This window comes from Achromobacter sp. Marseille-Q4962 (assembly GCF_943737005.1).
Taxonomy (GTDB): domain Bacteria; phylum Pseudomonadota; class Gammaproteobacteria; order Burkholderiales; family Burkholderiaceae_B; genus Achromobacter.
Window position 1 is genome coordinate 46486 of sequence record NZ_CALSFU010000002.1, and the last position, 24809, is coordinate 71294.

25 protein-coding genes are annotated in these 24809 nt (G+C 69.5%); 9 read left to right on the forward strand and 16 right to left on the reverse strand.

Annotated features, from left to right (window positions below; translation table 11 throughout):
- Positions 1 to 98 precede the first annotated feature (98 nt).
- Positions 99 to 1502, reverse strand: coding sequence for an MFS transporter (locus tag NGJ44_RS01920; RefSeq protein ID WP_251862940.1), 1404 nt, complete (start codon positions 1500 to 1502; stop codon positions 99 to 101).
- Positions 1503 to 1603: 101 nt separating this feature from the next.
- Between NGJ44_RS01920 and NGJ44_RS01925 the strand changes: the two genes are divergently transcribed.
- From NGJ44_RS01925 to NGJ44_RS01940, 4 genes are all read left to right on the forward strand, one after another.
- The gene (locus NGJ44_RS01925; protein WP_251862941.1) at positions 1604 to 2326 is read left to right on the forward strand and encodes an ArsR/SmtB family transcription factor; all 723 of its coding nucleotides are present in this window, start codon (positions 1604 to 1606) and stop codon (positions 2324 to 2326) included.
- An 88-nt stretch (positions 2327 to 2414) separates the two neighbouring features.
- Complete coding sequence (locus tag NGJ44_RS01930; RefSeq protein ID WP_251862942.1) at positions 2415 to 3158, forward strand: GntR family transcriptional regulator; 744 nt, start codon at positions 2415 to 2417, stop codon at positions 3156 to 3158.
- 16 nt (positions 3159 to 3174) lie between these two features.
- Positions 3175 to 4026 carry a sulfite exporter TauE/SafE family protein gene (locus tag NGJ44_RS01935; protein WP_053245572.1) on the forward strand — a complete coding sequence of 284 codons (852 nt, stop codon included), beginning with the start codon at positions 3175 to 3177 and terminating at the stop codon, positions 4024 to 4026.
- The gene (locus NGJ44_RS01940; RefSeq protein WP_053245573.1) at positions 4023 to 4328 is read left to right on the forward strand and encodes a DUF1634 domain-containing protein; all 306 of its coding nucleotides are present in this window, start codon (positions 4023 to 4025) and stop codon (positions 4326 to 4328) included. Before NGJ44_RS01935 ends, NGJ44_RS01940 begins: the two co-directional genes overlap by 4 nt.
- 122 nt (positions 4329 to 4450) lie before the next feature.
- Here the strand turns inward: NGJ44_RS01940 and NGJ44_RS01945 are convergent, their stop codons facing one another.
- Both NGJ44_RS01945 and NGJ44_RS01950 read right to left on the reverse strand, forming a co-directional pair.
- Positions 4451 to 4912, reverse strand: coding sequence for a MarR family winged helix-turn-helix transcriptional regulator (locus tag NGJ44_RS01945; protein WP_053245574.1), 462 nt, complete (start codon positions 4910 to 4912; stop codon positions 4451 to 4453).
- 3 nt (positions 4913 to 4915) lie between these two features.
- Complete coding sequence (locus NGJ44_RS01950; protein ID WP_053245575.1) at positions 4916 to 6508, reverse strand: MFS transporter; 1593 nt, start codon at positions 6506 to 6508, stop codon at positions 4916 to 4918.
- Positions 6509 to 6888: 380 nt separating this feature from the next.
- On the opposite strand from NGJ44_RS01950, the gene NGJ44_RS01955 reads away from it, so the two are divergent.
- Together NGJ44_RS01955 and NGJ44_RS01960 are read left to right on the forward strand one after the other, a co-directional pair.
- Positions 6889 to 9405, forward strand: a complete 2517-nt coding sequence (locus NGJ44_RS01955) for an AsmA family protein (RefSeq protein ID WP_251862943.1) — start codon at positions 6889 to 6891, stop codon at positions 9403 to 9405.
- A complete protein-coding gene (locus NGJ44_RS01960; RefSeq protein ID WP_053245581.1) occupies positions 9402 to 9791 on the forward strand; it encodes an MOSC N-terminal beta barrel domain-containing protein in 390 nt (129 codons plus the stop codon). The genes NGJ44_RS01955 and NGJ44_RS01960 overlap by 4 nt, the downstream gene beginning before the upstream one ends.
- Positions 9792 to 9822: 31 nt before the next feature.
- Here NGJ44_RS01960 and NGJ44_RS01965 read toward each other — a convergent pair whose 3' ends face one another.
- Both NGJ44_RS01965 and NGJ44_RS01970 read right to left on the reverse strand, forming a co-directional pair.
- Positions 9823 to 11046, reverse strand: coding sequence for a benzoate/H(+) symporter BenE family transporter (locus NGJ44_RS01965; RefSeq protein ID WP_251862944.1), 1224 nt, complete (start codon positions 11044 to 11046; stop codon positions 9823 to 9825).
- Positions 11043 to 11297 (reverse strand): YfhL family 4Fe-4S dicluster ferredoxin, encoded by a 255-nt coding sequence (locus tag NGJ44_RS01970; RefSeq protein WP_053245577.1) that lies wholly within the window; start codon positions 11295 to 11297, stop codon positions 11043 to 11045. The genes NGJ44_RS01965 and NGJ44_RS01970 overlap by 4 nt, the downstream gene beginning before the upstream one ends.
- A 209-nt stretch (positions 11298 to 11506) precedes the next feature.
- On the opposite strand from NGJ44_RS01970, the gene NGJ44_RS01975 reads away from it, so the two are divergent.
- Positions 11507 to 11959, forward strand: a complete 453-nt coding sequence (locus tag NGJ44_RS01975) for a hypothetical protein (RefSeq protein ID WP_251862945.1) — start codon at positions 11507 to 11509, stop codon at positions 11957 to 11959.
- A gap of 9 nt (positions 11960 to 11968) precedes the next feature.
- Positions 11969 to 12319 carry a winged helix-turn-helix domain-containing protein gene (locus NGJ44_RS01980; protein WP_251862946.1) on the forward strand — a complete coding sequence of 117 codons (351 nt, stop codon included), beginning with the start codon at positions 11969 to 11971 and terminating at the stop codon, positions 12317 to 12319.
- A 19-nt stretch (positions 12320 to 12338) separates the two neighbouring features.
- On the opposite strand, the gene coaD is transcribed toward NGJ44_RS01980, so the two are convergent.
- Both coaD and rsmD read right to left on the reverse strand, forming a co-directional pair.
- A complete protein-coding gene (gene coaD / locus NGJ44_RS01985; RefSeq protein WP_053245576.1) occupies positions 12339 to 12842 on the reverse strand; it encodes a pantetheine-phosphate adenylyltransferase in 504 nt (167 codons plus the stop codon).
- 58 nt (positions 12843 to 12900) lie between these two features.
- Entirely contained in the window at positions 12901 to 13467 is a 567-nt protein-coding gene (rsmD, locus tag NGJ44_RS01990) for a 16S rRNA (guanine(966)-N(2))-methyltransferase RsmD (protein WP_053245580.1), read from the reverse strand.
- Between rsmD and ftsY the strand changes: the two genes are divergently transcribed.
- A complete protein-coding gene (gene ftsY, locus NGJ44_RS01995) occupies positions 13466 to 14716 on the forward strand; it encodes a signal recognition particle-docking protein FtsY (RefSeq protein ID WP_502802096.1) in 1251 nt (416 codons plus the stop codon). The genes rsmD and ftsY overlap by 2 nt on opposite strands.
- Positions 14717 to 14806: 90 nt before the next feature.
- Here the strand turns inward: ftsY and NGJ44_RS02000 are convergent, their stop codons facing one another.
- The 9 genes from NGJ44_RS02000 to NGJ44_RS02040 all read right to left on the reverse strand — a co-directional run bounded on the left by NGJ44_RS02000 (position 14807) and on the right by NGJ44_RS02040 (position 24656).
- Complete coding sequence (locus NGJ44_RS02000; RefSeq protein WP_251862947.1) at positions 14807 to 17002, reverse strand: phosphocholine-specific phospholipase C; 2196 nt, start codon at positions 17000 to 17002, stop codon at positions 14807 to 14809.
- Positions 17003 to 17032: 30 nt separating this feature from the next.
- Positions 17033 to 17209, reverse strand: coding sequence for a hypothetical protein (locus NGJ44_RS02005; protein WP_251862948.1), 177 nt, complete (start codon positions 17207 to 17209; stop codon positions 17033 to 17035).
- Between the two features lie 271 nt (positions 17210 to 17480).
- On the reverse strand, positions 17481 to 19151 hold the full coding sequence (locus NGJ44_RS02010; RefSeq protein WP_251862949.1) for a CYTH and CHAD domain-containing protein: 1671 nt from the start codon (positions 19149 to 19151) through the stop codon (positions 17481 to 17483).
- 182 nt (positions 19152 to 19333) lie between these two features.
- The gene (phnE, locus tag NGJ44_RS02015) at positions 19334 to 20167 is read right to left on the reverse strand and encodes a phosphonate ABC transporter, permease protein PhnE (protein ID WP_251862950.1); all 834 of its coding nucleotides are present in this window, start codon (positions 20165 to 20167) and stop codon (positions 19334 to 19336) included.
- On the reverse strand, positions 20164 to 21048 hold the full coding sequence (gene phnE, locus NGJ44_RS02020) for a phosphonate ABC transporter, permease protein PhnE (protein ID WP_251863069.1): 885 nt from the start codon (positions 21046 to 21048) through the stop codon (positions 20164 to 20166). Before phnE (NGJ44_RS02020) ends, phnE (NGJ44_RS02015) begins: the two co-directional genes overlap by 4 nt.
- Positions 21045 to 21815, reverse strand: a complete 771-nt coding sequence (gene phnC / locus NGJ44_RS02025) for a phosphonate ABC transporter ATP-binding protein (protein WP_251862951.1) — start codon at positions 21813 to 21815, stop codon at positions 21045 to 21047. The genes phnE (NGJ44_RS02020) and phnC overlap by 4 nt, the downstream gene beginning before the upstream one ends.
- Positions 21816 to 21817: 2 nt before the next feature.
- The gene (phnD, locus tag NGJ44_RS02030) at positions 21818 to 22822 is read right to left on the reverse strand and encodes a phosphate/phosphite/phosphonate ABC transporter substrate-binding protein (RefSeq protein ID WP_053246349.1); all 1005 of its coding nucleotides are present in this window, start codon (positions 22820 to 22822) and stop codon (positions 21818 to 21820) included.
- A gap of 161 nt (positions 22823 to 22983) precedes the next feature.
- Positions 22984 to 23829, reverse strand: coding sequence for an IclR family transcriptional regulator (locus tag NGJ44_RS02035; protein WP_251862952.1), 846 nt, complete (start codon positions 23827 to 23829; stop codon positions 22984 to 22986).
- An 11-nt stretch (positions 23830 to 23840) separates the two neighbouring features.
- Complete coding sequence (locus tag NGJ44_RS02040) at positions 23841 to 24656, reverse strand: HAD-IIB family hydrolase (RefSeq protein WP_251862953.1); 816 nt, start codon at positions 24654 to 24656, stop codon at positions 23841 to 23843.
- Positions 24657 to 24809 lie beyond the last annotated feature (153 nt).

The window sequence follows — 24809 nt, forward strand, 5'->3', positions numbered from 1 at the left end:
ATAGCAATAGCTCATGCCATGTCCCAGTTGCCCAGGCGCCATTCGACACCATGAGGCGATACTGGCTCTGATGCAGGCTCTATTCGGAGCCGTCCGATTCAAGGGCCTGGCTCATGGTCGGGAGGGAGCACGGCTTTCTCTTTCATCGCCACCCACGTTCCCGCCGCGCACGCAACCTGCACGGCGCCCCCTGCCGCCATCGCCGCCCGCAACCCTTCCACGCCGCCGCCCGCTATTGCATAAACCGTCCCCAGCAACGCCACTCCCGCCGTTGCTCCCACCATCCGGGCGACGTTGATGAGGGCGCTGGCGGTGCCGGCGCGTGCGGCGGGAGCGGCGCCGATGGCGGCACCCATGAGGGGGCCGGTGGCCAGGCCCATGCCCAGGCCGGTGAGGGCCAGCCCGAACCCTGCGGGCAGCACGGAGGCGAGGTGTGCGCTGGCGCCGATCAGCAGGAGGCCCGTGCCGATGATGGCGAGTCCGCCGGCGGTGGCGACGCGCGAGCCGTATCGCGCGGCGACGGCGGCGGAGCAGGGGGAGACGGTGACGAAGACGAGCGCCATGGGCATGAGGGCGAGGCCGGTCTGCACCGCGTCGAAGCGGCCGGCGACTTGCCAGGCGAGGGGGAGCAGGAAGAGGGCGCCGTACATGCCGAAGGTCATGCCGGCGGTGGCGGCGCAGGCGCCGCAAAAGGGGCGGGAGCGGAAGAGGCCGAGGGGAACGAGGGCGGCGGAGCCGCGGCGCTTTTCTTCGCGGAGGAAGAGGGCGAGCGAGGCGAGGGCGATCAGGAATGCGGCGAGGGCGGCGGCGGGCGAGGTGTGGGACTGGATGGCGGCGTAAGCCAGGCCGCCCAGGGCAAGTGCGCCCAGGAGCTGGGCGGAGCCGTCGAAATGGCGGTCCTGGGGATCGGAGGATTCCGGCAGGCAGATGAGGGCGAGCGCGAGGGCGGCGGCGCTGAATGGAACGACGGCCAGGAAGACGCCGCGCCAGCCGGCGTGGCCGATGAGCAGGCCGCCGAGCGTGGGGCCGATGGCCATGGCGAGGCCATTGCAGGCGGCCCAGATGCCGAGGGCGCGGGCGCGTTCGGCGGAGCCGGGCCAGACGACGCGGATGAGGGAGAGCGACGCGGGGATGAGCAGGGCCGCGCCCGATCCGGCGAGGGCGCGGGCAAGGATCAAGGCCGGTGCGGACGGCGCTGCCGCGCACAGCAGCGATGCGGCCGTGAAAACGGCGGCGCCGATGGCGAACAGGCGGCGCCGGCCATGGAGGTCGGCGAGCAGGCCGCCGGTGAGGAGCAGCGCGGCGTAGACCAGGTTGTAGCTGTCGATGATCCATTGCAGGGCGTCGAGGCCGGCGTGGAGATCGGCGCCGATGGCGCGGGTGGCGAGGTTGACGACGGCGGTGTCGATCTGGGCGGCGAGCACCGCGAGGCACAGGGCGAGAAGGGCGAGCCGGCTGTGGCGCGGTGCCGTTGCGGCGGCGGGGAGGGTTTGGGTTTGCATGGGCGGTAGCATAGGGATGTGCGCCCTGGGATGTTTCGACGCGGGTCGAAGCATGGGCGGACGGCCCTGGCTTAGCATGCGGGCATCATCGGGAGATTCACATGTCAGATTTGTCCAGTGTTTCGGCCGCGGCGTTTTTGGTGGCCGACCCCACCCGCGCGGCCATGCTGATGGTGTTGCTGGACGGGCGAGCCTTGCCGGCGGGTGAGCTGGCCCGCGCCGCGGGGGTGACGGCGCAGACCGCCAGTTCCCATCTTTCCAGGCTGCTCGAAGGCGGCCTGGTCGAGGTGGAGGCGGAGGGGCGGCATCGGTATTACCGGCTCGCGGGCAGCCATGTGGCGCAGGCGCTGGAGCAGCTTGCCGCGATCCGCCCCGCGAAGCCGGCGAGCGCGGCCCGGCCGAAGGCGCTGAGTCCGGAACAGCGGCAGTTGCGCTGGTGCCGCAGTTGCTACGACCACCTGGCGGGGCAAGTGGGCGTGGCGGTGACGCGCGCGCTGCGGGAACGCGATTATCTGCGGGCCGCGGCCGACAAGCGGTTTGCCGTGACGGCCGCCGGCGTGGAATGGTTCGGCCGCATCGGCGTGGACATTGCGTCTATCGAGCCCACGCCGCGCGGCCTGGCGCGGCCGTGCCTGGACTGGACGGAGCGCTTTCATCACCTGGGCGGCCCGCTGGGCGTGCGCTTGCTGGAGACGCTGTGCGCGCACGGCTGGCTGCGCCGTTCTCGCACGCCGCGCGTCCTGACGGTGACGCCGAAGGGCTGGGCGGAGTTCGGGCGGACGCTGGGCCTGACGGAGGAATCGGTGAGGCAATCCCAAGGTTGAGGGCGGCCCGGCGATGGACGTGTGCCGGCCGGGCTGCCGCTGCGGGATTCGCCTTGACATCATGACATCATGATGTCATGATGTCGCCATGCTGACGACTGCCGATCACGGACCCCTGTACGCCAAAGTCGAAACCGCTCTCGCGGCGGAAATCGCCTCCGGAGCGCTGCCCGCGGGCAGCCAGCTGCCGCCGGAAGACCGGCTGGTGGCGCGTTTCGAGGTCAGCCGCACGACGGTGCGCAAGGCCATCGAGAACCTGGTGGCGCGCGGATTGGTGGAGATCCGGCGCGGCAAGGGCACGTTCGTGACGCCGCCCAAGATCACGCAGGAGCTCACCGAGCTTACGGGGTTTGTGGAGGACATGCTGGCGCTGGGCCGCACGCCGACGGCGCGGCTGCTGGACAAGCAGCTCGTGCCGGCCGGCGCCGACGCGGCCCGGCAACTCGCGCTGCCGCCGGGCAGCCTCGTCATGCGGATCCAGCGGGTGCGGCTGGCCGACGGCGTGGCCGTGTCTTTCGACGAAACCTACCTGCCGCGCGAGGTCGGCGAGAAGATCGCCAGCCACGACCTGGACGCGGAACCCATCTTCTCGCTGCTCGAAGACAAATACGAGCTTGCGCTCACGGAAGCGGAGTACCGGCTGGAGGCGGTGACCGCCGCGCCGGAGGTGGCGCGGGCGCTGGAGATCGATGCGGGCAGCGCGGTTTTCCTGATCGAGCGCACCTCGTACACCGAGGGTCGCCGGCCCATCGACTACGAAAAGCTGCATTACCGCGGCGACCTCATCCGCTTCGTCACGCGCCTGGCCCGTCGGCCGCGCGGGCGCGGCTGAACCGCAGCGCCTGGCCATGGAAATCTTCTGGCTCTTCGCGGCCGCGTTCGGCGCCAGCGCCCTGGGCGGCGTGCTGGGCATGGCCAGCGGCATATTCATCGTGCCCATGCTGACGCTGTTCTTTGGCGTGGACATCCACGTGGCGATCGGCGCGAGCATCGTGTCGGTGATCGCCTGTTCCTGCGGCAGCGCAGCGCCTTTCCTGAAAGAGCGGCTGACCAACGTCCGGCTCGCCATCGTGCTGGAAACGGCGACGACGCTGGGCGCGCTGACCGGCGTGTTCCTGATCGGCATTGTCTCCACCTCGTTCCTGTATGGCCTGTTCGCGGCGATTCTGGCGGTTTCGGCGCGGCAGATGCTGGCGCGGCGGCGCGAGGCCGTGGACGCCAGCCCCGCCAACGTCAAGAGCTGGGCCACGGTGCTGCGCCTGCATTCGAGTTTTCCCGACCGGGCGTCGGGCCGGGAAGTGCCGTACCGGGTGGGCCGCGTGCCGCTCGGGCTGGCGCTGATGTACGGCGCCGGTCTGATCTCCGCCCTGCTGGGCATCGGTTCGGGCGTGCTGAAGATTCCGGCCATGGATGCGGCGCTGCGCCTGCCCATCAAGGTTTCGTCCGCCACGTCCAATTTCATGATCGGCGTGACGGCGGCGGCGAGCGCGGGGGCCTATTTCGCGCGCGGGGCCATCGACATCGGCATCGCGGGGCCCATCGCGCTGGGCTCGGTGGCCGGCGCGCTGGCGGGCGCGCGGATGCTGATGGGGCTGCCGGCCGACAAGCTGCGCGTGTTCTTCGTGATCGTGCTTGCGCTGCTGGCGGTGCAGATGCTGCTGAGCGCGCTGGGCGTCCATATTCCGGGAGGCGGGGCATGAGATCGGATGCGGACCACGCCGGACGGCGCGACCGGGCCATCGCGGCGCTGCTGCGCACGGGAACCTGGCTCGCATGCGCGCTGATCGCCGCGGGGCTGGCCCTGATGGCGGCCGGCCCGCCGGACGTTCCTGTCGACGGTCATGATCTCATGAAGGCGGGCGTGGCCGTGTTCATCGTCCTGCCGGTGTCGCGGGTGGCGCTGATGCTCTGTCTTTTCGTGCGCGAGCGGGACTACGCCTATGCCGCCATCGCGGCGCTGGTGCTGGCCGTGATCGCCGCGGGCGTGATGATCGAGATGTGAACCGAGGCCGCAGGCGCGCCCGCGCGCTGGCCGCCGTGGACATGGCGGCGCAGGGCGAAGCGCTGGAGCGGAGCCCCCGCGCTCTGGGCGGGGCTGATGCGGAATGCCGCCTCGTACGGAACCTAGGCGCCCGGGCGTTCGGTCTGGCGGCCGCGGGCGGCCGTGCGGGCGAAGTTTTCTTCCAGGCGGCTGAGGATGCGGTTGAGGGTGTCGATGTCGGACGTCGACAGGCCCTTGAGCGTATCGTCGAAGAATTCCGCGCGCCGGGGCAGGGCTTCGTCCACCACGGCCTGCCCGGCCGCCGTCAGGCGCACGTTGGTGACGCGGTTGTCGTGCGCGTCGGGCGCGCGGGCGAGCCAGCCCAGCTTCTGCATGGCCTGCAGCTGCCGGGTGAGCGAAGCCGGGTCGAGCCGGCAGCGCTCGGCGAGGTATTTCTGCGATGACACTCCGCACTCGTGCAGCGCCAGCAGGATGCGCCAGCGCGGCAGGGCATGGCCCACCTTGAGGCTGAACGCGCTCTGCATGGCGCGGTAGGTCTGCCCCAGGTGCTGGATGACCTGCAGGCCGTGTTGTTGTCTGGGCAAGACTCATTCTCCAGGATTGCCGTGTCCGCGCGCAGGCGGGGCCGCCAGCCGGACGGGCGGCACGCGCCGCACGCACCACAGTGCGAACACGGCGACCGCGAGCGCGATTGCCTGGCCGCTGTGGATGGCGCCGACCAGCGCCAGCCGGGCGGCCTCGATCAGCGAGGCGCCGTTTTCGCTGTGATGCGCCAATTGTGCCAGGAACCGGCCCTGGGCCTGGGGATCGACCAGCATCTGGGGGTCTTTGAGCTGGGGCAGCCAGCGCGCCGCGCCGCCGCCCAGCGCCGTTTCCACGTCGGTGAAATAACAGTGGTTGACCAGCGTGCCCACGACCGCGGTGCCCACCATGCCGCCTATCATGCGCAGGGACTGCAGCAGCGCGGTGGCGATGCCCAAGTGGCTGCGGCCCGCCGTCTGCTGCGCGAACACGGTCAGGTTGGGCATGATGAAGCCGATGCCCAGGCCGGCCATCATCATGTAGGCGGCGATCAGCGCGTGCGAGGTGGACGCGCGCGTGCCCACGATGCCCAGGCACGACAGCGCCAGCAGGCTGAATCCCGCATACAGCATGCGGTTGGCGCTGCGGATGCGGGTGACGATGCGCCCGTTGACGATGCTGCCCACGGTGATGCACACGACCATGGGCGTGATGAGCAGGCCCGCGTCCTGCGGCGACAGGCCGAAGCCTCCCTGCAGCAGCAGCGGCGCATAAAAGAGGAGCGAGTACATGACGACGCCGGCCAGCAGCGACAGCAGGAACAGCATGGACAGGGCGCGGTTGCGCAGCATGTCGAAGGGCAGCAGCGGATGCGGACAGCGGCGTTCCCACACATAGAGCAGCGCGAAGGCGGCCAGGCTGACCCCGGCCAGCAGCACGGTGCCGGGTTCCAGCCCGTGGCGCGGCAGCAGTTCGACCATGAGCTGCAGTCCGCCCAGCGCGGCCGCGATGAGCAGCGCGCCCTGCCAGTCGAGCCGCACGCGGCCTTCCTGATGGTTGCGCAGCAGCGGCAGGTAGCGGATGACGAACCACGCTCCCAGCACGCCGATGGGCAGGTTCACGTAGAACACCGAGCGCCAGCCGTAGTGCTCGGTGAGCGCGCCGCCCAGGCTGGGCCCCACGGCGTTGGCGATGCCGAATGCGGAGCTGACCATGACCTGCCAGCGCAGGCGCACGCGGGTATCGGGAAAGAGATCGGGAATGCAGGCGAAGGCCGTGCCCACCAGCATGCCGCCGCCCACGCCCTGCAGCGCGCGGGCCAGCACCAGGGCGAACATGCTGCCGGCGGCGCCGCAAAGCGCCGAGGCCAGCGTGAACAGCGCGATCGCCGCCACCACGAAGGGCTTGCGCCCGTAGTAATCGCCCAGCCGGCCGAAGACAGGCACGGTGATCACGGAGGTCAGCAGGTACGAGGTGGCCACCCAGGCATAGAGCTCGAAACCCTGGAGTTCGGCCACGATGGTGGGCAGGGCGGTGCCCACCACGGTCTGGTCCACCGCCACCATCATCATGACGAAGCACATGCCCAGCATGGCGAGCAGGGTCTGGCGGAAGGGCAGGAGCTGGCCGGCGGGAACGGAGGGGGAGGGGGCTGGCATGAGGGGATGAATCTGTAGATCGGTCAATATTTGATAGGTCAAACATTCTACTCCCAAGGCCGCCGCGCCTGGAAACCGCCTGCCATCCGGCCCGCGCGCCATCCGCCTTTTGGCGGGCTGCCGCGTGCGCCGCCCCGTTTTTGTTACGATAGCGGTGCATATCCCCGGTTGCGCCTGCGGCCGGCATGCATCAAGTCCAGCTCCTGCAGACCCTTTCCCTTTTTCTCACGCCCGCGCCGAAGGCTCGGCAGGAGCGGGGGCACGCCCAGGAGACGGGCCATTCAGCCGCGCGGGCCGCCCGCGCGCAGTCGCACCGTCCACGCCAGGCTTTGGGGGACGGCATTCAGGGAATTCCAGTCGAGGTACCCGACGGGGCAGCAATGAAAACGTGGTTCAAGCGCATATTGATAGGCCTGGTTGTGTTGGTTGTCGTGGCCGTCGTCGGCCTGGCCATCTTTTTGCTGACGTTCGACCCCAACGCGTACAAGTACAAGCTCGAGGAACTGGTGCAGCAGCGTTATCACCGCACGCTCAGCATCGACGGCGAAATCGAACTGTCGCTCTTCCCGCGCATCGGGCTGTCGGTGCAGAACGTGTCGCTGTCCGAGCCCGATAGCACGGACATCTTCGCCTCCATCCAGAGCACGCGGCTGGCCGTGGCGGTCTGGCCACTGCTGTCCAACAGCTTCGTGGTGGACCACGTGGCCATCAGCGGCCTGAAGGCGCGCGTGGTGCGCGGCAAGGACGGCGCCTTCAATTTCAGCAATCTCGTGGGCGGCATCGAGCCCAACACCGTGGCTCCGGCCAACCCGGCCGAGGCCCTGGCGGGAGCGGCCCAGGCGGCCGCGCAGGCGCTCACCAGCGGCACGCTGCCGGCGCCGCGCAACAACATGCAGATCGACATCGCCGGTCTGGACCTGAAAGACAGCGAGGTCCAGCTCCAGGACCAGATCACCGGCATGGCCGTGGCCGTGACGCGCATCAACGCCAACACGGGCCGCGTGACGTTCAACCAGCCTTTCGACGTGCGCCTGTCCGCCCGGGTCGAGGGCGGCTATCCCCGCGTGGACGCCAACCTCAACGGCCAGGCATTGCTCACGCTGGATCCGTCGGCGCAGCGCTACGCGGCCCAGAAGCTGGACCTGCGCATGGACGGCAAGCTGCCCGGCGCCGAGGCCAAGAGCCTGGCGGTGCGCGGCAACCTGGCCTTCAATGGCCGCAAGTCGGCGCTGGACGTGGCCGGCCTGGAAATCGTGTTCCAGGGCGACGTGACCGACCCCGCCGCCCGCGCCTCCAATGTGGAAGCCAGCGTGGCCATGCCCAAGCTGTCGATCGACCCGCACAAGAGCCAGCTGCAGATCGAGAAGCTGGCCATCCGCGCCAAGGGCGCCGTCGAAGACGGTCCCTTCGAGCTGGCGGCCGATGCGCCGGCGCTCAACATCTCGCCCGCCTCGGCCACCGGCGAGGCCCTGACCGGCCGGGTGCGCGTCGGCGGCCTGGACGCCAGCTTCGGCCTGAACGGCATCAGCGGCAACGCGGGCGAGCTGGACATCAAGGAGGCCAAGCTCGACAGCACCTCCAAGAACGGCGAGCGCGTGGTCAAGCTGAACTTCGTCTCGCCGCTCACGCTGAACCTGCTGCAGCGCAGCGGCGGCATGTCGGCGCTGCGCGGCGACGTCAACATCACCGATCCGGGCCTGCCCAAGGGCAGCCTGCAGATTCCCGTGATCGGCAGCCTCGGCGCCGACCTGCTGAAAGACCAGGCCACCAGCAAGATCAACGCCGTGCTCGAAGGCGGCAAGTTCGACCTCACCGCCGACATCGCCAAGCTGAGCGAGTCGCCGCAGGTGAAGTTCGCGCTGGCGGTCGACATCCTCGACCTGGACAAGCTCGCGCCGCCCGCCTCGGCCACGCCGCCGGCCAGGCAACCCGCCGGCGACGGCAAGAAAGACGAGTCCAAGCCGGCTCCGCCCGCGCCTCCGCCCGCGGCCGCGCCGCCGGCCGACGACTCCATCGACCTGTCCGCGCTCGTCGGCCCCAGCGTCAACGGCACGCTCAAGGTGGGCAAGCTGGTGGTGCGCGGCCTGAAGGCCGAAGACGTCTCGGCCGCCCTCAAGCTGGAGCGCGGCAAGCTGGACATTTCCAGCCTGACGGCGGGCCTCTATGGCGGCAAGCTGGCCGGCGCGGTCAGCGTCGACGCCGCGCAGGGCAACCAGGTGGCGGCCAAGATGTCGCTGGCCGGCATCGCCATCGAGCCGCTGCTGGTCGACCTGGCCAACCGCAACGTGCTGAGCGGCACCGGCAGCCTGGCGCTCGACCTCAAGACCGCCGGCGCGAATTCCTACGCCATGAAGAGCGGGCTGGGCGGCACCATGCAGCTGCGGCTGCGCGACGGCGCGGTCAAGGGCATCGACCTCGCCCGCACGCTGCGCGAGCTCAAGGCCGCGTTCAAGCCCGAGTCGGCCGAGGAAACCGTGGCGTCCGACGCCACCCGCCAGACCGCATTCTCGGAAATGGACGCCGACCTGTCTTTCACCAAGGGCGTGGCCACGGTCAAGCGCCTGAACGTCGTGTCGCCCCTGCTGCGCGTGACGCAAGGCGAGCCCGCCGCCATCGATTTCGTGAAAAGCCAGCTCGACCTGGTGGCGCGCGCGCGGGTGGTGAATCCGGCCGCCGACCCCGAGGGCAAGGATCTGGTCGACCTGAAAGACGTGACCATCCCCGTGCACGTGCAGGGTCCGTTCGACAAGCTCTCCTATACCGTGCTCTGGAAAGACGCCATCGGCGGCATCCTCAAGCGCAGCCTGGAGAACCGGCTGCGCGACGCCGTCACGGGCAAGGGCGGCAAGGGCGGCGCGGCCGTGGAAGAAGCCATCAAGGGACTGCTGGGCAAATGAGCGAGCAAACGGTTTACGAGCCCGTGGCGGGTTGCGGCGGCACCACGCAGCCGCAGGCCGCCGCGTATCACCGCCAGTGGCTGGTGGCCAACGATGCCGGCCAATGGATGAGCCGCGGGCTGTGTCCGAAGCTCGAGCAGGTGTCGGTGGAGCTGCGCCTGGGCTACCTGGTGCTGCGGGCCCCGGGCATGCTGCGCATGGACATTCCGCTGGACGTCATCGAGGACGACGACAGCGTGCGCTACGGCCTGCGCCTGGGCGAGCAGGCGATCGACGTGGTGGACGAAGGCGAGCTCGCCGCCGCGTGGATATCGAATTTCGTCGGGGTGCCCTGCCGCATTCTCAAGGTGCACCCCGAGACGCCGGTTCGGTCCTGGCCGGACTGACGGCCTGCCGCGCGGCCGGACGCCCTCCGGTTCAGCCGGCTTCGCCGGCGCGCCGGTATTCGAAGACGGCGTGCGCCGCCAGGCCCGCAGCCAGGCCCCAGAAGGCCGACCCGATTCCCCAGAAACTGAAGCCCGAGGCCGTGGCCAGCAGCGTGATGAGCGCCGCTTCGCGCCGCCGCGGATTGGCCATGGCCGAAGCCATGCCGCCCATGATGGTGCCCAGCAGGGCCAGGCCGGCGAGGGCCGCCAGCAGGGCGGCCGGCAGCGCCTGGAAGAACACCGCCACCGCGCCCGCCACCATGCTCAGCAGCACGTAGCTGATGCCATAGGTGGCGGCGGCGACGTAGCGCCGCGCCGGCTCTTCGTGCGCTTCGGGGCCGGTGCAGATGGCCGCGCTGATGGCGCCCATGGTGATGCTGTGCGCGCCGAACGGCGCGGCGAGCAGGCCCAGCACGCCCGTGGTCGCCACCAGCCGGGAGGCCGGCGGCTGGTAGCCGGAAGCCTGCAGGATGGCCAGGCCGGGGAGGTTCTGCGAAGCCATGGCCACCACGAACAGCGGAATGCCGAGGCTGACGGCCGCCTGCGCGCTGAAGACCGGGGTAGTCCAGACGAATTCCGTGAGGCGCCAGTCGAGCTGGTCTGCGCGGATCAGGCCCTGGGCCGCCGCCAGCGCGACCGCCACGGCCATCACCACCAGCACCGCGTAGCGCGGCGCGAAGCGCCGGCACAGCAGATAGGCCGCGCACATGCCGAGAACCAGCGCGGGCTGCCGGCTCACGCTGGTGAAAATGCCCATGCCGAAGTTGAGCAGCACGCCGGCCAGCATGGCGGCGGCGATCTCGGGCGGAATGCGGCGCAGGATGGGGTCGATCCAGCCGAAGAGCCCGCAGGCCAGCGTGAGCGCGGCCGCGAGGAGGAAAGCGCCCACGGCTTCGCCGAACGGCACGCCGGCCAGGGCGGTTACGAGCAGCGCGGCGCCCGGGGTGGACCAGGCCATGACGATGGGCAGGCCCGTGCGCAGGCTGTAGACCGTGCCGCCCAGGCCCAGCGCCAGGCTCAGCGCGCCGATCCAGGAGCCGATGCGGGCGGCGTCCAGGCCGGCGGCGTGCCCGGCCTGCACCATGAGCACGGCCGTGCCGCCGAAACTCACCAGCACCGCGACCAGGCCGGCCGCGATCGCGGAAGCGGAGAGGTCGCGGCCGAGGCGCGGGCGTGCGGAAGGGTTGTCGAGCCGGGACTGCGCGGCGCCGCTCATGCGGACCCCGTCGTCAGGCGGCGGTATTTGGCCATGAGCTGTTCCTGGCCTTCTTTCCATTGCGGGTGGAGTTCGATGCACTCCACCGGGCACACCACCTGGCACTGGGGCTCATCATAGTGGCCCACGCATTCCGTGCAGCGATTGGGGTCGATGACGTAGTAGTCCTCGCCCATGGAGATTGCTTCGTTGGGGCACTGCGGCTCGCAAACGTCGCAATTGATGCATTCTTCGGTGATGGTCAGGGCCATGATCTTTTCCGTCCGCCAGCCTTCGTGTGCGCGGCGGAGGCGGCCATGGGCCGATTTTACTCAAAACGGCCGGCGCCCATCCGGCGCGCCGCGCCCGGCCCGGTTGCCCGTGCCGGGCAACATCGTTATCGTTTATATAACGTTTTGCGGACCGGCGCTGCCGCGCTGCCCGCGAGCGGCGTGGCAGGCTTGACGGTCGGGGGCAGGCAATGTTTGCGATTACCCGGTTCCACCAGTTCATGATCCTTTACCGCGTGCGTTACGCCGCGGCGCTGGCGCGGGCCCTGAACGTCTCGCCCGCGGCCGCGTTGGCGCTCGACATGGCGCTGGATGCGGGCCGCATGCCGCTGCGGACGCTGCACGATCTTCTCGGATGCAGCCGCGCCCAGGCCATGGCCGCAGCCTTCGACCTCGAAAGGCAGGGCCTGGTCCGCCCCATCGACGACACCCGCGACGCCCATGGCGAATACTTCGTGGCGCCCATCGACGAGCGCTGCGAGGCCGCGCGCCTGTACCGCGCCCGGCTCGAGGCGCTGGTCGATGAGCGCGGCCTGTACGAGGGCGGGCAGTCGGTGGAGGCGATGCTGGCGTCGCTCGAAGATATTTTCACCACGGCGCTGGCGGAGATCGACGACAGCGCGGTCGCGGTGGGCTCGCCGTGAGGGTTCGCCATGCCTGCCAGGCCGGCTGACATCTATCTGCGGTTCCTGCAATTGAGGGCAGGGTTGCGCGGTTTGTCGCCGCTGCCCGCGCTGGACCCGCTCGAAGAGAAAATCCTGGAATCCGTGGCCCGGGTGACGCAGAAAAACGGGCGGCTGTCGGTGCGCGACATGATGGCCCACGGCGAACTCGGCTCGCCCGCCACCATTCATGCGCGCCTGACCTCGATGCGCGCGAAAGGCTGGCTCACGCTGAACGATACCGAAGACGCCCGCCGCAAGCAGATCGAATTCACGCCTGCCGCGCTGCGGCATTTCGACAGGCTGGCCGAGACCTTCGCCCAGGCCGCGCGGGACGCCTGAGCGCCCCGCGGCCCGGCGTTCAGCCCGGCCAGGACTGCTCGCGGCGCTCCTTGGCCTTGGCCTGCAGCCAGCGCTCCACCGACGGAAACACGAACTTGCTCACGTCGCCGCCCAGCTGGGCGATTTCGCGCACGATGGTGCCGGAGATGAACTGGTATTGGTCCGAGGGCGTCATGAACAGCGTTTCGACGTCGGGCAGCAGGTGGCGGTTCATGCCGGCCATCTGGAACTCGTATTCGAAATCGGACACGGCTCGCAGGCCGCGCACGATGACGCGCCCGCCCTGCTCGCGCACGAAGTCCTTGAGCAGGCCGCCGAAGCTCTGCACTTCCACATTGGGATAGTGGCCGAGTACTTCGCGGGCGATGGCGACGCGCTCGTCTATGCTGAAGAACGGCTTCTTGTTGCGGCTGTGGGCCACGCCGACCACGACTTTGTCGAACAGCGTGGCGGCGCGCCGGACCAGATCCTCGTGGCCTCGGGTCAGCGGGTCGAACGTACCGGGATAGACAGCGGTAATCATGCAGGCTCCGTACCGTTATTGATGGCGTACACCTTCCTCCGAAGCCCGGATTATTGACTTATTTCCGCAATGCAGCAAATTCCATCAGGTGGTAATGCACGGCGCCGGCCTTGTCCTGGCGCAGCATGCGGAATCCTTCGGGCGGATCGATCGGGCTTTCGGCTTCAGCATAGACCAGGCCGCCGTCGTTCAGAATACCCGGCAGCATCGGCCATATGCGGGGCAGCCAGCCCTGTCCGAAGGGAGGATCGAGCAGGACGAGGTCGAAGCGCGAAGCGTCCATCCGTTGCAGGACCTGCATCGCATCGCCCGCATGGATGCGTATCATGTCGGCTTTGAGCTTGTCGCGCAGTGTCCGCAGGGCGGACGCGGCGGTTCTGTCGCGCTCGACCATCAGCACGTGGCCGACGCCGCGCGAGGCCGCCTCGAAGCCCAGCGCCCCGCTGCCCGCGAACAGATCCAGCACCTGCTTGCCGGCGAATTCGCCGCCCCACAGGTGGTTGAGCCAGTTGTAGAGCGTTTCGCGCACCCGGTCGGGGGTGGGACGGAGCGTTTCCACGTCGGGGACGGCGATGGGAGTGCGCCGGTATTGGCCTCCGACGATACGAATATACTTGTTGCCCATGTTCAGCTTCTTCAAGAAAAAGACCCCTCCGCCCGCCGCGCCGGCCCAGCCCGCGCCGCTGCCGGAGGCTGCGCCGGCGTCCGAGCCGGCGCCTGCGGCCGCGCCTGCGCCACTGTCGCAGCCCGCCCCGCCGGTTCCTCCCGCGCCTACGCCGGCCGCGCCTGAGCCGGCCGCGCCTGAGCCGGCCGCGCCTGAGCCGGTCGCCCCTGAGCCGGTCGCCCCTGAGCCGGTCGCCCCGGCCGCCACGGCGCCAGCGGCGATGCCGTCGGCCGCGTCCGAGCCGGCTGCGCCTGCGCCGGAGTCCGGCGCCCCGGCGGCCGCCGGGGCCGCGCCCAGGAAGGCTTCGTGGCTGACCCGCCTCAAGCAGGGCCTGTCGCGCACCGGCCAGAGCATCGGCGGCATTTTCGTCGGCGTGAAGGTCGACGAGAACCTTTTCGAGGAACTCGAATCGGCGCTCATTATGGCCGATGCGGGGCTGGAGGCCACCGAGAAGCTGCTTGCGGCCCTGCGCGCCCGGGTCAAGAAAGAACGCATCGAAGACCCGGCCAAGGTCAAGGCGGCGCTGCGCGAATTGCTGGCCGACCACCTGCGGCCGCTGCAGCGCAGCTTCGAGCTCAACCGCGCCAAGCCGCTGGTGGTGATGATCGCCGGGGTGAACGGCGCGGGCAAGACCACGTCCATCGGCAAGCTGGCCAACACGTTCCAGCGCCAGGGCGCCAGCGTGCTGCTGGCCGCGGGCGACACCTTCCGCGCGGCGGCGCGCGAACAGCTCATCGAATGGGGCAGCCGCAACAACGTCACGGTCATCTCCCAGGACGGCGGCGACCCCGCCGCAGTGGCCTTCGACGCCGTCAATGCCGGGCGCGCCCGGGGCGCCAGCGTGGTCATGGTGGACACGGCGGGCCGCCTGCCGACCCAGCTGCACCTGATGGAAGAGCTGAAGAAGATCCGCCGCGTGATCGGCAAGGCCGACGCCTCCGCGCCGCATGAGGTGCTGCTGGTGGTGGACGGCAACACCGGCCAGAATGCGCTGGCGCAGATCCGCGCCTTCGATGCCGCCATCAATCTCACCGGCCTGGTCGTGACCAAGCTGGACGGCACCGCCAAGGGCGGCACGCTGGCCGCCGTGGCGGCGGGCAGCCAGGGCGTGCGGCCGATTCCGGTCTACTGGATCGGCGTGGGCGAAAGCCTGGAAGACCTGCAGCCCTTCGTCGCCGATGAATTCGCCGGCGCGCTGCTGGCCGATTGAACCGCCGCCCGCCGGCGCGTTCTGCGCCGGCGGGCGGCCGAGGATTTTCCTGGAATGCCGGCGTTCTGCGCCGGCATTCGTCTTCGGGGCTCAGGCCACTTGCCCCATGGCCGGGTCGCTGATGGAATCCTTGCCCGTTTCCATGCGTCCGGCAAAGCGCCGCGCGAACGCGGCGTAGCCTTCGCAGGCCACCGCGAAGTCATACCACTGGCCGCATGCGGCCACATCCCACGTCAGCTCTCCCGTTGCGCCGGGCTGCACCGTCACGCTCCACGGGCCGTCGCCGCGGTAGGCCATGGCGCGCACCGAGAACACGCAGGGCGCGGCGCCGTCGTTGCGCAGCTTGACCTGCACCTGCGGGGTTTCGCAGGGCAGGTAGCACACCTGGATCTCCGGCCGCGCGCCGGCGGCCTGGGCGAGATCGCCGGCAAACGAACGATGATAGCCATTGGGGCCCAGCACCCAGAGGTCGTACCGCCCCTGGTCGGCGGAAACGTCCCAGGCGTCTTCCAGCGACTTGCCGGCTTCGACGACGTAGCGCCGCGGTATGCGGTCCAGGCGCAGCTTGTCGTACACATGGAAGACGGCCGCCGCGCCGGCGGCGCTGGCGTTGGCGAAGATCAGCCGGACCTGCCCGGCGCCCGCGTCTTCGCGCGCGCTGGCGTGCAGCTCGTAGGGCAGGGCGCGCGAGGGGCGCGTTCCCGGCGCCTGGGCGGGCAGGGTCTGCACGGCGGGCACGGCGATGGCCGGCTGTTTTTCCTGCCAGCTCGTCAGCCCGTCGGCGTCGCTGCGCGTGCGGCGTCCGGCCAGCATGGGCAGCGACGCGGTGTTGGGCGACACGAAGTCCAGGCAGGAGGTCAGGTCGCCGCACACCGCCCGGCGGAACGGGGCGATATTGGGTTCCGCGACGCCGAAGCGCCGCTCCAGGAAGCGCAGCACCGAGGTGTGGTCGAACACTTGCGAATTCACCCAGCCGCCGCGGCTCCAGGGCGAGATGACCCACATGGGCACCCGCATGCCGGGGCCGAACGGCTTGCCGTCGGCCGTGAGCTGCCTGGGCGTGGCGGGCGCGTAGGTAAAGTACTCGAAGGCCATGTCGGCATCGGACAGCGTGGATTTGCCCGCCAGCGTGCCGTCCTCGTTGCGCGAGGGGGCGGACGGCGAGGGCATGTGGTCGAAGAAGCCGTCGTTCTCGTCGTAGGTCACCAGGAACACCGTCTTGCTCCAGACCTCCGGCGACAGGGTCAGCGCGTCCAGCGCGGCCTGGATGTACCAGGCGCCCTTGGCCGGGCTGGAGGGCCCGGGATGTTCGCTGTACGCCGCGGGGGGAATGATCCACGACACTTCGGGCAGCGTGCCGTTGAGCACGTCGTCGCGCAGGCTCTGCAAAAAGCCGCCGTCGGGCATGGTGTTGCCGAATCCCTTGGCGAACGGGCTGTAGGCGTCGTCGATGGCCGGGTTGTAGGCGGGGCCGCCGTTGTTGGTCACCTGGCGGTCGGCCGGCATTTTCTCGATCTCGGCGCGCCAGTGCCGGAAGCTCATCATTTCGTTGCAGCCGAAGTTGTCCGGAATGTTCTGGTACACCTTCCAGCTCACGCCGGCCTGCTGCAGGCGGTCGGCGTAGGTGGTCCAGGTCCAGCCCTCGGTAGAGGGGCCCACGTCGGCGCCGTCGTTCATTTCGTTCATGACCACGGCCACGTTGTCGCCCGTGGGGCCGTTGGTGCCGGTCCAGAAGAAGAGGCGGTTGGGAATCGTGCCCGCGTGCATGGAGCAGTGGTAGGCGTCGCACAGCGTGAAGGCTTCTGCCAGCGCGCGGTGAAAGGGCACTTCGGCGTCTTCGTAATAGCCCATGGACAGCGGCTGCTTGGCGCTGGGCCACCGGTTCATGCGGCCGTGATCCCAGGCGGCCTGGCAGTTGGGCCAGGCGTGCGGCGTGCTGCCCGCCCGCTGTGCGTTGCCCTGCGTGGCGTCCAGGTGGTAGGGCAGCTCTTCGGTGCCGTCGGCCCGGGTCTGGTGAAAGACCGTCTTGCCGTTGGACAGCGGGATCGGAAAGCGGTCGCCGTAGCCGCGCACGCCGCGGAAAGTGCCGAAATAGCTGTCGAACGAACGGTTCTCCAGCATCAGCATGACCACATGCTTGACGTCCTGGATGGTGCCGGTGGCGTTGTTGGCCTCGATGGCCAGCGCGCGGCGGATGCTGGGCGGAAACATCGACAGCGCGCCCGCGGCGGCCGTGGCGCCCAGGGAGGCTTTGATGAACTTTCTCTTGGAAGCGTTGATCGTCATGGGAGCAGGCGGATAGGTGGCGGACCGGGGTCACGGCGCGCAATGCGCGGCGCAGGCGGGGGGCGTTTCGGGAGCAGTGGGCGGAGCCGGCGCGGGATCGTCGGAGCCGTCGTCGTCGTCGCCGCAGGCGGCGAGCGCCAGCGCCAGCGAAACGGCGCAACAGGCGTACAGGCTCCGCCTGGCGAACGTGGTCAGCGTGTCGGTCATGGGCATGATCGGGAATGAGGGTGGACGGGAAAGGCCCGCGCGGCGGGCCCGGGCGCGCCGGGCGCTTTCGGTGGCGCCCGGCGCGGTCCACCAGTATTCGGGGCCGGAATGTCTTTCCGTTGACCGCAAGCTGACGGGAAGCTGTCAGCGTCCCTTTTTTTGAAACGCGGTGCGAGAAGCGTGTCCGCTTGCAAGCGGAAGCACGGCTGTCGTATCGGGAAGGTAGGTGCGCGCGCCCCGGCCGGTCAGCCGGGGCGCAAGGCGCGGACGGCTATTTCCAGAACGGCTTGCCGTGGGCCAGGTCCTGGAACGCCCGCCGGGCCTCGGCGGTGAGTTCGTCGAGACGCGCGCTGATCCAGCCCAGCGCGAACCAGGCTTCGGGGTGGGCGGCGGTGCGGGCCGCGTAGTGGTCGCGGGCGAGGGCGAGATCGTTGATCTCGCCCAGCACGTCCTGCACGTGCGAGAGCAGCTTGCGGTAGTCGCGCAGGCGTCCGGCCGGCAGCAGCGATTCGGCGAACGACAGGCCATAGCGCAGCCGCTTGCCGCGCTTGCGCAACTCATGGCGCTCGGCCAGCGGAAGCTCGGCGAAGCGCAGGCCGGCTTCGGCGACCTTGCGGTGCCAGCGGCGCAGGCGGCGGGCGAGCAGCTTCCGCAGGGACGCGGGATCGGGCTGAGCGGCCTGCAGCGGAATGATGGCCGGCACGCGCGCCGCTGCCGATGACGACGGCCCGCCTTCGAGCCGGATGGCGGGCTCCGGGGCGTGGTCGTCGGCGCCCCGCGCACGCCGGGCGGGCGGCGCTCCGGACGCGGGCGCCTCGGCGGCCGGCACGTCCAGGCTCCATTCGAGCAGGTTCAGCAGCCAGGACTGGAACGCCTTGCCGCCGGCGATGGCCCGGGCGTCTTCCTGCGGCGCGGCGGACTCGGCGGGCAGCATGGGCATGCCCGCGCGGGCGAGCGCCGGCGCGATGGTTTCGTTCAGCACGTCCTGGTCGCGGTTCGCCCCGAACGCGGCGAAATGGCGCCGCATGTCGTCCAGCAGGGAGGCCGGAACCGGGCCGGTCCAGCCGTCGAACAGGCGCCAGGCGGAGCGCAGGCGGCGGATGCCGACACGCAGCTGGTGCACGTGCTCGGAATTGCCGGCGCGGCAGACGCCCTCGGTGTCCACCTCGGCCAGCACCGATGCGTTGCGGGCGATCTGGTCCAGGCACTCGGCGGCCACGCGCGCCATGGCTTGCGGCGCGCTCATGCCGGGCTCCAGCCTGACGGGCGCGGCCGCGCGCGGCGCCCAGAAGCGGGCGATGGCCTCGGCCCGGCGCGCCTCGCGCTCTGCTTCGGCGCCGGCATCCACGTCTTCGAGCCGCCGCGCGAGCTGCGCCAGCGCGTCGCCGCGTTCGGACTTGCTGCGGGGGTCGAGCACCAGCCCGTGCCGCTGCTGCCATTTGCGCGCCAGGGAGAAGATCGCGGCGGGCCGGCCCGACACCAGCTCGAACTCCAGCTCGGAAATCGGCAGTTCCAGCGCACCGGCGCGCAGAATGCCCGTGTCGTAGGCCAGTTCCACCGTGCCCTGGCGGGTGCGCACGCGGCGCAGCAGGCGCTGCACGTCGGTTTCGTAGCGCAGGCCGAGTTCGCCCTTGAGCGCGGCCAGCGCGGCTTCCTGCTCCGTGCCGGCATAGACGGAAAGGTCGAGTATCGGGCCGGGGCGGGGGTGGTTCAGCTCGACGCGGGTGATGGTGTCGGCGCCCGGCATTTTCAGCGTCTGCACCCATTCCGCGCCTTCCTGGCGCAGCCGGATCGCGATGCGCGCGCGCGCCAGCTCGCGCTCGGGCGTATCGAAGTACATGGCGTGCAGCCGGACGCGCGCGACTTCGCGCTGCTTCATTTCCCGCAGCACGCTTGCGCGGAACGCCATGGGCACGTGCAATTTGAGTTCTTGTTCCGACATGGAGCGGGTGTCCGGCGTGAAAAGGCAGGATATTACTCAAGCCGTGCAGCGGATTTGATGACGGGTCATATTCCGGTCATGTGCAGCATAGTCGGCCCGGACGGGCGCAACAAGCGGGCAGGGGAAGGCGGCATGAAGCGCGCCCCGGGGCGGGAAGTCCGCCGGGGCGCGCGGGAGGGGGCTCACAGGATGCGCTTGCGCGCCTGCGTGATGACGATCTCGGCGACGACGACGATCGCGAAGATCGCGGCCAGCACCAGCGAGACGCGGTCCCACTGGAAGAGGTTGAGCGCGGTGTCCAGGGCCATGCCGATGCCGCCCGCGCCCACCAGCCCGAGCACGGCGGACTCGCGCACGTTGATGTCCCAGCGCAGCAGCACGATGGACCAGAACGCCGGCCGGATCTGCGGCCAGTAGGCGTACCAGAGCACCGCGCCCCGGCTCGCGCCGGTGGCGGTGACGGCCTCGATGGGGCCGCGCTGTGCCTCTTCGATGGCCTCGCCCACCAGCTTGCCGACAAAGCCGATGGAGCGGAACGCGATAGCCAGCGTGCCGGCCAGGGCGCCCGGGCCGAAGATGGCGATGAAGAGCAGCGCCCACACCAGCGAGTTGACCGAGCGGCTGGACACCAGGATGAGCCGGGCCAGCAGGTTGACGGGCCTGCTGGGCGTGAGGTTGTGGGCGGCCAGCAGGCCCACCGGCACGGCCATGATCACCGCGAGGATGGTGCCCAGCGTGGCGATGTGCAGGGTTTCGACCAGCGGGCCGTGTACGCCTTCCAGGTAGTAGCCCCAGTCGATCGGCCACATGCGCTGGAAGAGGTCGGCCATCTGTTCCGGCGCGTCGTACAGGAACTCCGGGATGATCTCCACGCTGCGCACGGCTTGCACGATGGCGGCGACCACCGCCAGGTACAGGGCGAAGCGCAGCAGGCGCTGGCCCGGGCTGTAGCGGCGCCATTGGCGGGGCGTCGAGCCGGCGTGCGCGGCCGGGGTGGGGTGGGCGGCGGCGTTCATTCTTCCACCTCCGCCTTGCGCGCCGCGGGCGGCGAGGCCGGATCCGGACCGCGCGCGCCGGTCCGGCGGCTGCGCAGGATGCGGTCGAAGCCCAGGTTGTCCAGGAACACCGCGCGCACGAAGCCGGCCAGGATCTCGCCCAGCATGATGATGGCGATCAGCGTGAGCAGGATGGCCGCGACGAAATCGTAGTCGAAGCGCTGGAAGGCCGAGAACAGCGTGCCGCCCACGCCGCCCGCGCCCACGATGCCCACCATGGTGGAATTGCGCAGGTTGGAATCGAACTGGTAGGTGGCAAAGCCCACGAAGCGCGCGAACACCTGCGGCAGCACGCCGAACAGGACCACGTTGGCAAAGGAGGCGCCCGTGGCGCGCACGGCCTCGACCTGCTTGAGCGAGATTTCCTCGATGGCCTCGGTGAAAAGCTTGCCGATGAAGCCCACCGAGGCCACCATCAGCGCCAGGATGCCGGCCAGCGCGCCGAAGCCCACCGCCTTCACGAACAGAATGGCCACGATCACCGGATGCAGCGCCCGGCACAGCGCCACCAGCGCGCGGGCCGGCCAGGAGATCCACGCCGGCATCAGGTTGCGCGCGCCCAGCATGCCGATAGGCAGCGAGAGCAGGATGCCGAGCAGCGAGGCCAGCACGGCGATCTCCAGGCTCTCGCCTATGCCTTTCCAGAGCGTGTCGGGTTTCTCGAAATTGGGCGGAAACATGCGCGACAGAAAGGTCGCCGCATGACCGATGCCCGAATGAAAGCGCGCCCAGCTGAAATCGAGCTGCGCCGCCGCGTAGACGGCGTAGATGACCACCAGCGCCAAGCCCGCCTTCACGCGGCCCGGCATGGCAAAGGGGCGGTATCCGCCGGGAACGGTCATTCCAGCCACGACTCGCCTCCGTAGATGGTCTTGAGCATGGCCGGGTCCAGCCCGTGGCCGTCGCCGTCGTACACCACGTGCCCGCCCGACATGCCGATGATGCGGGTGGCGTAGCGGCGCGCCAGCTCCACGTCGTGGATGTTCACGATGACGGGAATGCCGCTGGCGCTGCCCTGCGCGGCCAGCAGCTCCATGATTTCGACCGAGGTCTTGGGGTCGAGCGAGGACGTGGGCTCGTCGGCCAGCAGCAGCTGGGGGCGCTGCATCAGCGCCCGCGCGATGCCCACGCGCTGGCGCTGCCCGCCCGAAAGCGCGTCGGCGCGCTGGTCGGCGAAGCCCTCCAGACCCACGATTTCCAGGAGCCGGAAGGCGTGGGCGATGTCCTCGGGTTCGAACTTGCGCATCCACGCCTTGAAGGCGGAGGTGTAGCCCAGGCGGCCCGTCAGCAGGTTCTCCATGACGGTCAGGCGCTCGACCAGGTTGTATTCCTGGAACACCATGCCGATGCGGCGGCGGGCCCGCCGCAGGGCCGTCCCGCGCACCCGCGCCAGGTCCACCGCGCCTTCCGGAGACTCCAGCACGATCTCGCCCCGGGTGGGCTCGATGAGCCGGTTAATGCAGCGCAACAGCGTGCTTTTGCCGGTGCCCGACGGCCCGATGATGGCCGTCAGGCCCTGGCCGGCGACCTGCAGGTCTATGCCATTGAGCACCGGCCGGCCGGCCCGGTATTCCTTCACCAGGCCGGAAATGCGCAGAGACGTCGTCATGCTTACTGCTTACCCTTGTTCTTGGCGGTTTCGCGGTCATAGGCCGCGCGGTTGAAGCTCTCGCCGCCGGACTCGGCCACTTCGCGCACGATGGCCCAGTCTTTCTGGTAGGTCACCGGGTAGAAGCGGTCCGCCCCGTCGAAGGCTTTTTTCATCTCGTCCGGGAAGCGGTAGTCGTAGAAGCACTTGAGCATTTGGTCGCGGAACTTCGGCTCCAGGTCGTGCGCGTACGAGAACGAGGAAGTGGGGAATTTCTCGCTCGTGTAGATGATGCGGAAATCCGATTCCTTGATCTGGCCGCGCTCGGCCATGCGCTTGAATACGTCGGAGGCCACCGCGGCGGCGTCGTAGTCGCCGGAATTCACGCCCATGACCGACTGGTCGTGCTTGCCCGAGAAGATGACCTTGTAGTCTTTGTCGGGCGTGAGGCCTTCCTTCGGAAACAGCGCCACCGGCGCCATGTGTCCGGAGTTGGAGGAGGGCGAAGTGTGGGCCAGCTTCTTGCCCTTCAGGTCGGTCAGTTTCTGGTACGGGCTGTCTTTCTTGACGATGACGATCAGGTTGTAGCCCTGGAACCCGTCGGCATAGCCCTTCACCGCGAACGGCACCGCGCCGGCGATGTTCACCGCGAACGCGGTGGGGCCGGTGGAAAAGCCGCCCACGTGCAGGCGGCCGGAGCGCATGGCTTCGATTTCGGCGGCGTTGCTCTGCACCTGGTAGAACACCACGCGCTTGCCGGTGCACTCGGACAGGTATTTGGTAAAGGGCTTGAAAATATCTTCATATACCGCCGGGTCTTCGACCGGCGTGTAGGTGAACACCAGCGTGGACGGCGTCTTGAGCTTGGCCGGGTCGGTCGGCGTGTCGGCGACCAAGTCCTTGTTGGCGTCGCAGAAGTTCTGGTCCAGGTCGCCCCGGTTGGGGCAGGTGTCGGCCGCATGGGCCGGTGCGGCGCCAACGGCGAGCGCGGCCAGGACGGCCGCCGGCAACAGACGCAGGGCGGGCATGGTGTGTCTCCTCTTTATGTATGAATCTGACGGGTCGTCAACGTGTCGTCAAATTCAAACACACAAGAACGCAAGGCACACTCGGGAAAGTCCCTGCTTTTTCTTTTCGACTTTCTTTGATTGTTTGCGTTGGATGTTCGTTTTTGCGCGTTTTGAGCGATTCAGCCCCGGTATCCCAGCTTGCGCGAGATTTCCTGCGCGCAGGCCAGCAGGGGCCGCGCGATGGTGCCGTCCCAGGCCACGTCGAACAGGCCCGTGGGGCCCAGCGCGGTGAGCGCCAGCACGATGGCGCCGGTATTGTCGAACACCGGCACGGAGAGCGCGTCCACGCCCGGCAGCGGATTGCCCAGGGCGCGGGCCATGCCGTGCACGCGGATGTCGGCGAGCTGGGCCTGCAGATGCGCGCCGCTGGCGTGGCGCGGCGGCGTCAGGCTGGCGATCACCGCCGTGTCGCCTTCCTCGCGGGCGATGTAGTGCTCGCTCACCTTGGGCGGCAGCCAGGCGGCGAAAACCAGGCCCGTGGCGGTGTTCAGCATGGACATCACCGTGCCCTTGCGCATGTTCACGTGCACCGGATAGCTGGCCTCGGTCATGTGGATCATGGTGGGGCCGTGCGAGCCCAGCACCGCGATGCCCAGCGTATGGCCGATCTCGGATTGCAGCTTGGCGATCTCGGGCATGGCCACCCGCACCGGGTCCAGCCGCTGCAGGCTGACCAGGCCCATCTGCAGGGCGAAGGGGCCCAGTTCGTACTGGCCGGTGAGCGGATCCTGCTGCACCAGGCCCACGCGGACGAAACTCACCAGATAGGGGTGGGCCTTGGCCGAGGTCATGCCGGCGCCGGCTGCCAGGTCGCGCAGGGTGAGCGGCTTGCCCGCCTCGACCAGGGCGGCCAGCAGCGGCGCGCCGACCTCGATGGACTGGATGCTGCGGCGGCCGTCGTTGGCGGCCGGCTTGGCCGCGGTTCTGGAAACGGTCTTGGCCGCGGTCTTGGATGCAGTGGCCACGTTGCCTCCCCTCAGGCGTCCGTATGGCGGCGGGCGCGCGCTTGCAGCAGGCGCTCGGCCATCTCGACGAAGCCCCCGCCGCCGTGGCGCGCGGCGACGTAGGCGGGGCGGTGCGCGAGGCGGTGCAACTGCGACTGGATGTTGGCCACGCCCACCGAAATGGGAAAGTACGCGAACATGGGCTCGTCGTTCGGCGAGTCGCCGATGAAGAGGGTGGTGTCCAGGGCCCGGTCGGTGTCCACCCCGAATTCGCGCTCGAACAGCGTGCGCGTCATGGTGAGCTTGTCGTATTCGCCGAACCAGCCGTTGACGTGGATGGAACTGACCTTGGCCCGGGCGCCCGCCTCCTCGAAGATGCGCACGATGCGGCCGATCTGCGCCTCTGGCAGCGGCGGCACGTCTTCGCAGAAGTCGATGGCCAGGTCGGCCACGCGGTAGTCCTGGTCGCTGGCCACGGCGGCGCCCGGCACCTCGCGCAGCACGCGGTCGCGGATGGCGTCCAGCTTGCGGCGGCTCAAGGCGCGCGAGGCGGCGTCGGTCCAGTAGTGCGTCTTCATGCGCCGGGCCTGGCGGTCGTAGGCGTAGTAGAAGGCGCCGTTTTCCCCCACCACCGCGCGCACCGGCCACATGCGCGCGATGTGGTCGCACCAGCCCGCCGGGCGGCCCGTGATCGGCACCACCTGCACGCCGGCCCGGTCCAGCCGCTCCAGGGCGTCGTAGGCCTCGGCCGGCAGGCGGCCGTCGGTGGTCAGGGTGTCGTCGATGTCGGTCAGCACGACGCGGACGGCGGCCGCGACGTCCGTGGGCATGGCCGCGAGGGCTTGCATGGGCGCGTTTTCCTTGTGCAATGGGCGGGAGATCTCCGGGCCGCAGTTTACTCCGGGGCGGCGGCCGGCCGGCATGGCGCGGGGGCCTTGCGGCCCGCGATAGGGAATCCGGCGCCAGGGGCGGTAAAATCCGGGCTTTCCCGCCTGGTTTGC

Excerpts from the sequence above, each read along its gene's own strand:
- NGJ44_RS01920 (WP_251862940.1), bottom strand. The coding sequence starts at position 1,502 with ATGCAAACCCAAACCCTCCCCGCCGCCGCAACGGCACCGCGCCACAGC.
- NGJ44_RS01925 (WP_251862941.1), top strand. The coding sequence starts at position 1,604 with ATGTCAGATTTGTCCAGTGTTTCGGCCGCGGCGTTTTTGGTGGCCGAC.
- NGJ44_RS01930 (WP_251862942.1), top strand. The coding sequence starts at position 2,415 with ATGCTGACGACTGCCGATCACGGACCCCTGTACGCCAAAGTCGAAACC.
- NGJ44_RS01935 (WP_053245572.1), top strand. The coding sequence starts at position 3,175 with ATGGAAATCTTCTGGCTCTTCGCGGCCGCGTTCGGCGCCAGCGCCCTG.
- NGJ44_RS01940 (WP_053245573.1), top strand. The coding sequence starts at position 4,023 with ATGAGATCGGATGCGGACCACGCCGGACGGCGCGACCGGGCCATCGCG.
- NGJ44_RS01950 (WP_053245575.1), bottom strand. The coding sequence starts at position 6,508 with ATGCCAGCCCCCTCCCCCTCCGTTCCCGCCGGCCAGCTCCTGCCCTTC.
- NGJ44_RS01955 (WP_251862943.1), top strand. The coding sequence starts at position 6,889 with ATGAAAACGTGGTTCAAGCGCATATTGATAGGCCTGGTTGTGTTGGTT.
- NGJ44_RS01960 (WP_053245581.1), top strand. The coding sequence starts at position 9,402 with ATGAGCGAGCAAACGGTTTACGAGCCCGTGGCGGGTTGCGGCGGCACC.
- NGJ44_RS01965 (WP_251862944.1), bottom strand. The coding sequence starts at position 11,046 with ATGAGCGGCGCCGCGCAGTCCCGGCTCGACAACCCTTCCGCACGCCCG.
- NGJ44_RS01970 (WP_053245577.1), bottom strand. The coding sequence starts at position 11,297 with ATGGCCCTGACCATCACCGAAGAATGCATCAATTGCGACGTTTGCGAG.
- NGJ44_RS01975 (WP_251862945.1), top strand. The coding sequence starts at position 11,507 with ATGTTTGCGATTACCCGGTTCCACCAGTTCATGATCCTTTACCGCGTG.
- NGJ44_RS01980 (WP_251862946.1), top strand. The coding sequence starts at position 11,969 with ATGCCTGCCAGGCCGGCTGACATCTATCTGCGGTTCCTGCAATTGAGG.
- coaD (WP_053245576.1), bottom strand. The coding sequence starts at position 12,842 with ATGATTACCGCTGTCTATCCCGGTACGTTCGACCCGCTGACCCGAGGC.
- ftsY (WP_502802096.1), top strand. The coding sequence starts at position 13,466 with ATGTTCAGCTTCTTCAAGAAAAAGACCCCTCCGCCCGCCGCGCCGGCC.
- rsmD (WP_053245580.1), bottom strand. The coding sequence starts at position 13,467 with ATGGGCAACAAGTATATTCGTATCGTCGGAGGCCAATACCGGCGCACT.
- NGJ44_RS02000 (WP_251862947.1), bottom strand. The coding sequence starts at position 17,002 with ATGACGATCAACGCTTCCAAGAGAAAGTTCATCAAAGCCTCCCTGGGC.
- NGJ44_RS02005 (WP_251862948.1), bottom strand. The coding sequence starts at position 17,209 with ATGACCGACACGCTGACCACGTTCGCCAGGCGGAGCCTGTACGCCTGT.
- NGJ44_RS02010 (WP_251862949.1), bottom strand. The coding sequence starts at position 19,151 with ATGTCGGAACAAGAACTCAAATTGCACGTGCCCATGGCGTTCCGCGCA.
- phnE (WP_251862950.1), bottom strand. The coding sequence starts at position 20,167 with ATGAACGCCGCCGCCCACCCCACCCCGGCCGCGCACGCCGGCTCGACG.
- phnE (WP_251863069.1), bottom strand. The coding sequence starts at position 21,048 with ATGACCGTTCCCGGCGGATACCGCCCCTTTGCCATGCCGGGCCGCGTG.
- phnC (WP_251862951.1), bottom strand. The coding sequence starts at position 21,815 with ATGACGACGTCTCTGCGCATTTCCGGCCTGGTGAAGGAATACCGGGCC.
- phnD (WP_053246349.1), bottom strand. The coding sequence starts at position 22,822 with ATGCCCGCCCTGCGTCTGTTGCCGGCGGCCGTCCTGGCCGCGCTCGCC.
- NGJ44_RS02040 (WP_251862953.1), bottom strand. The coding sequence starts at position 24,656 with ATGCAAGCCCTCGCGGCCATGCCCACGGACGTCGCGGCCGCCGTCCGC.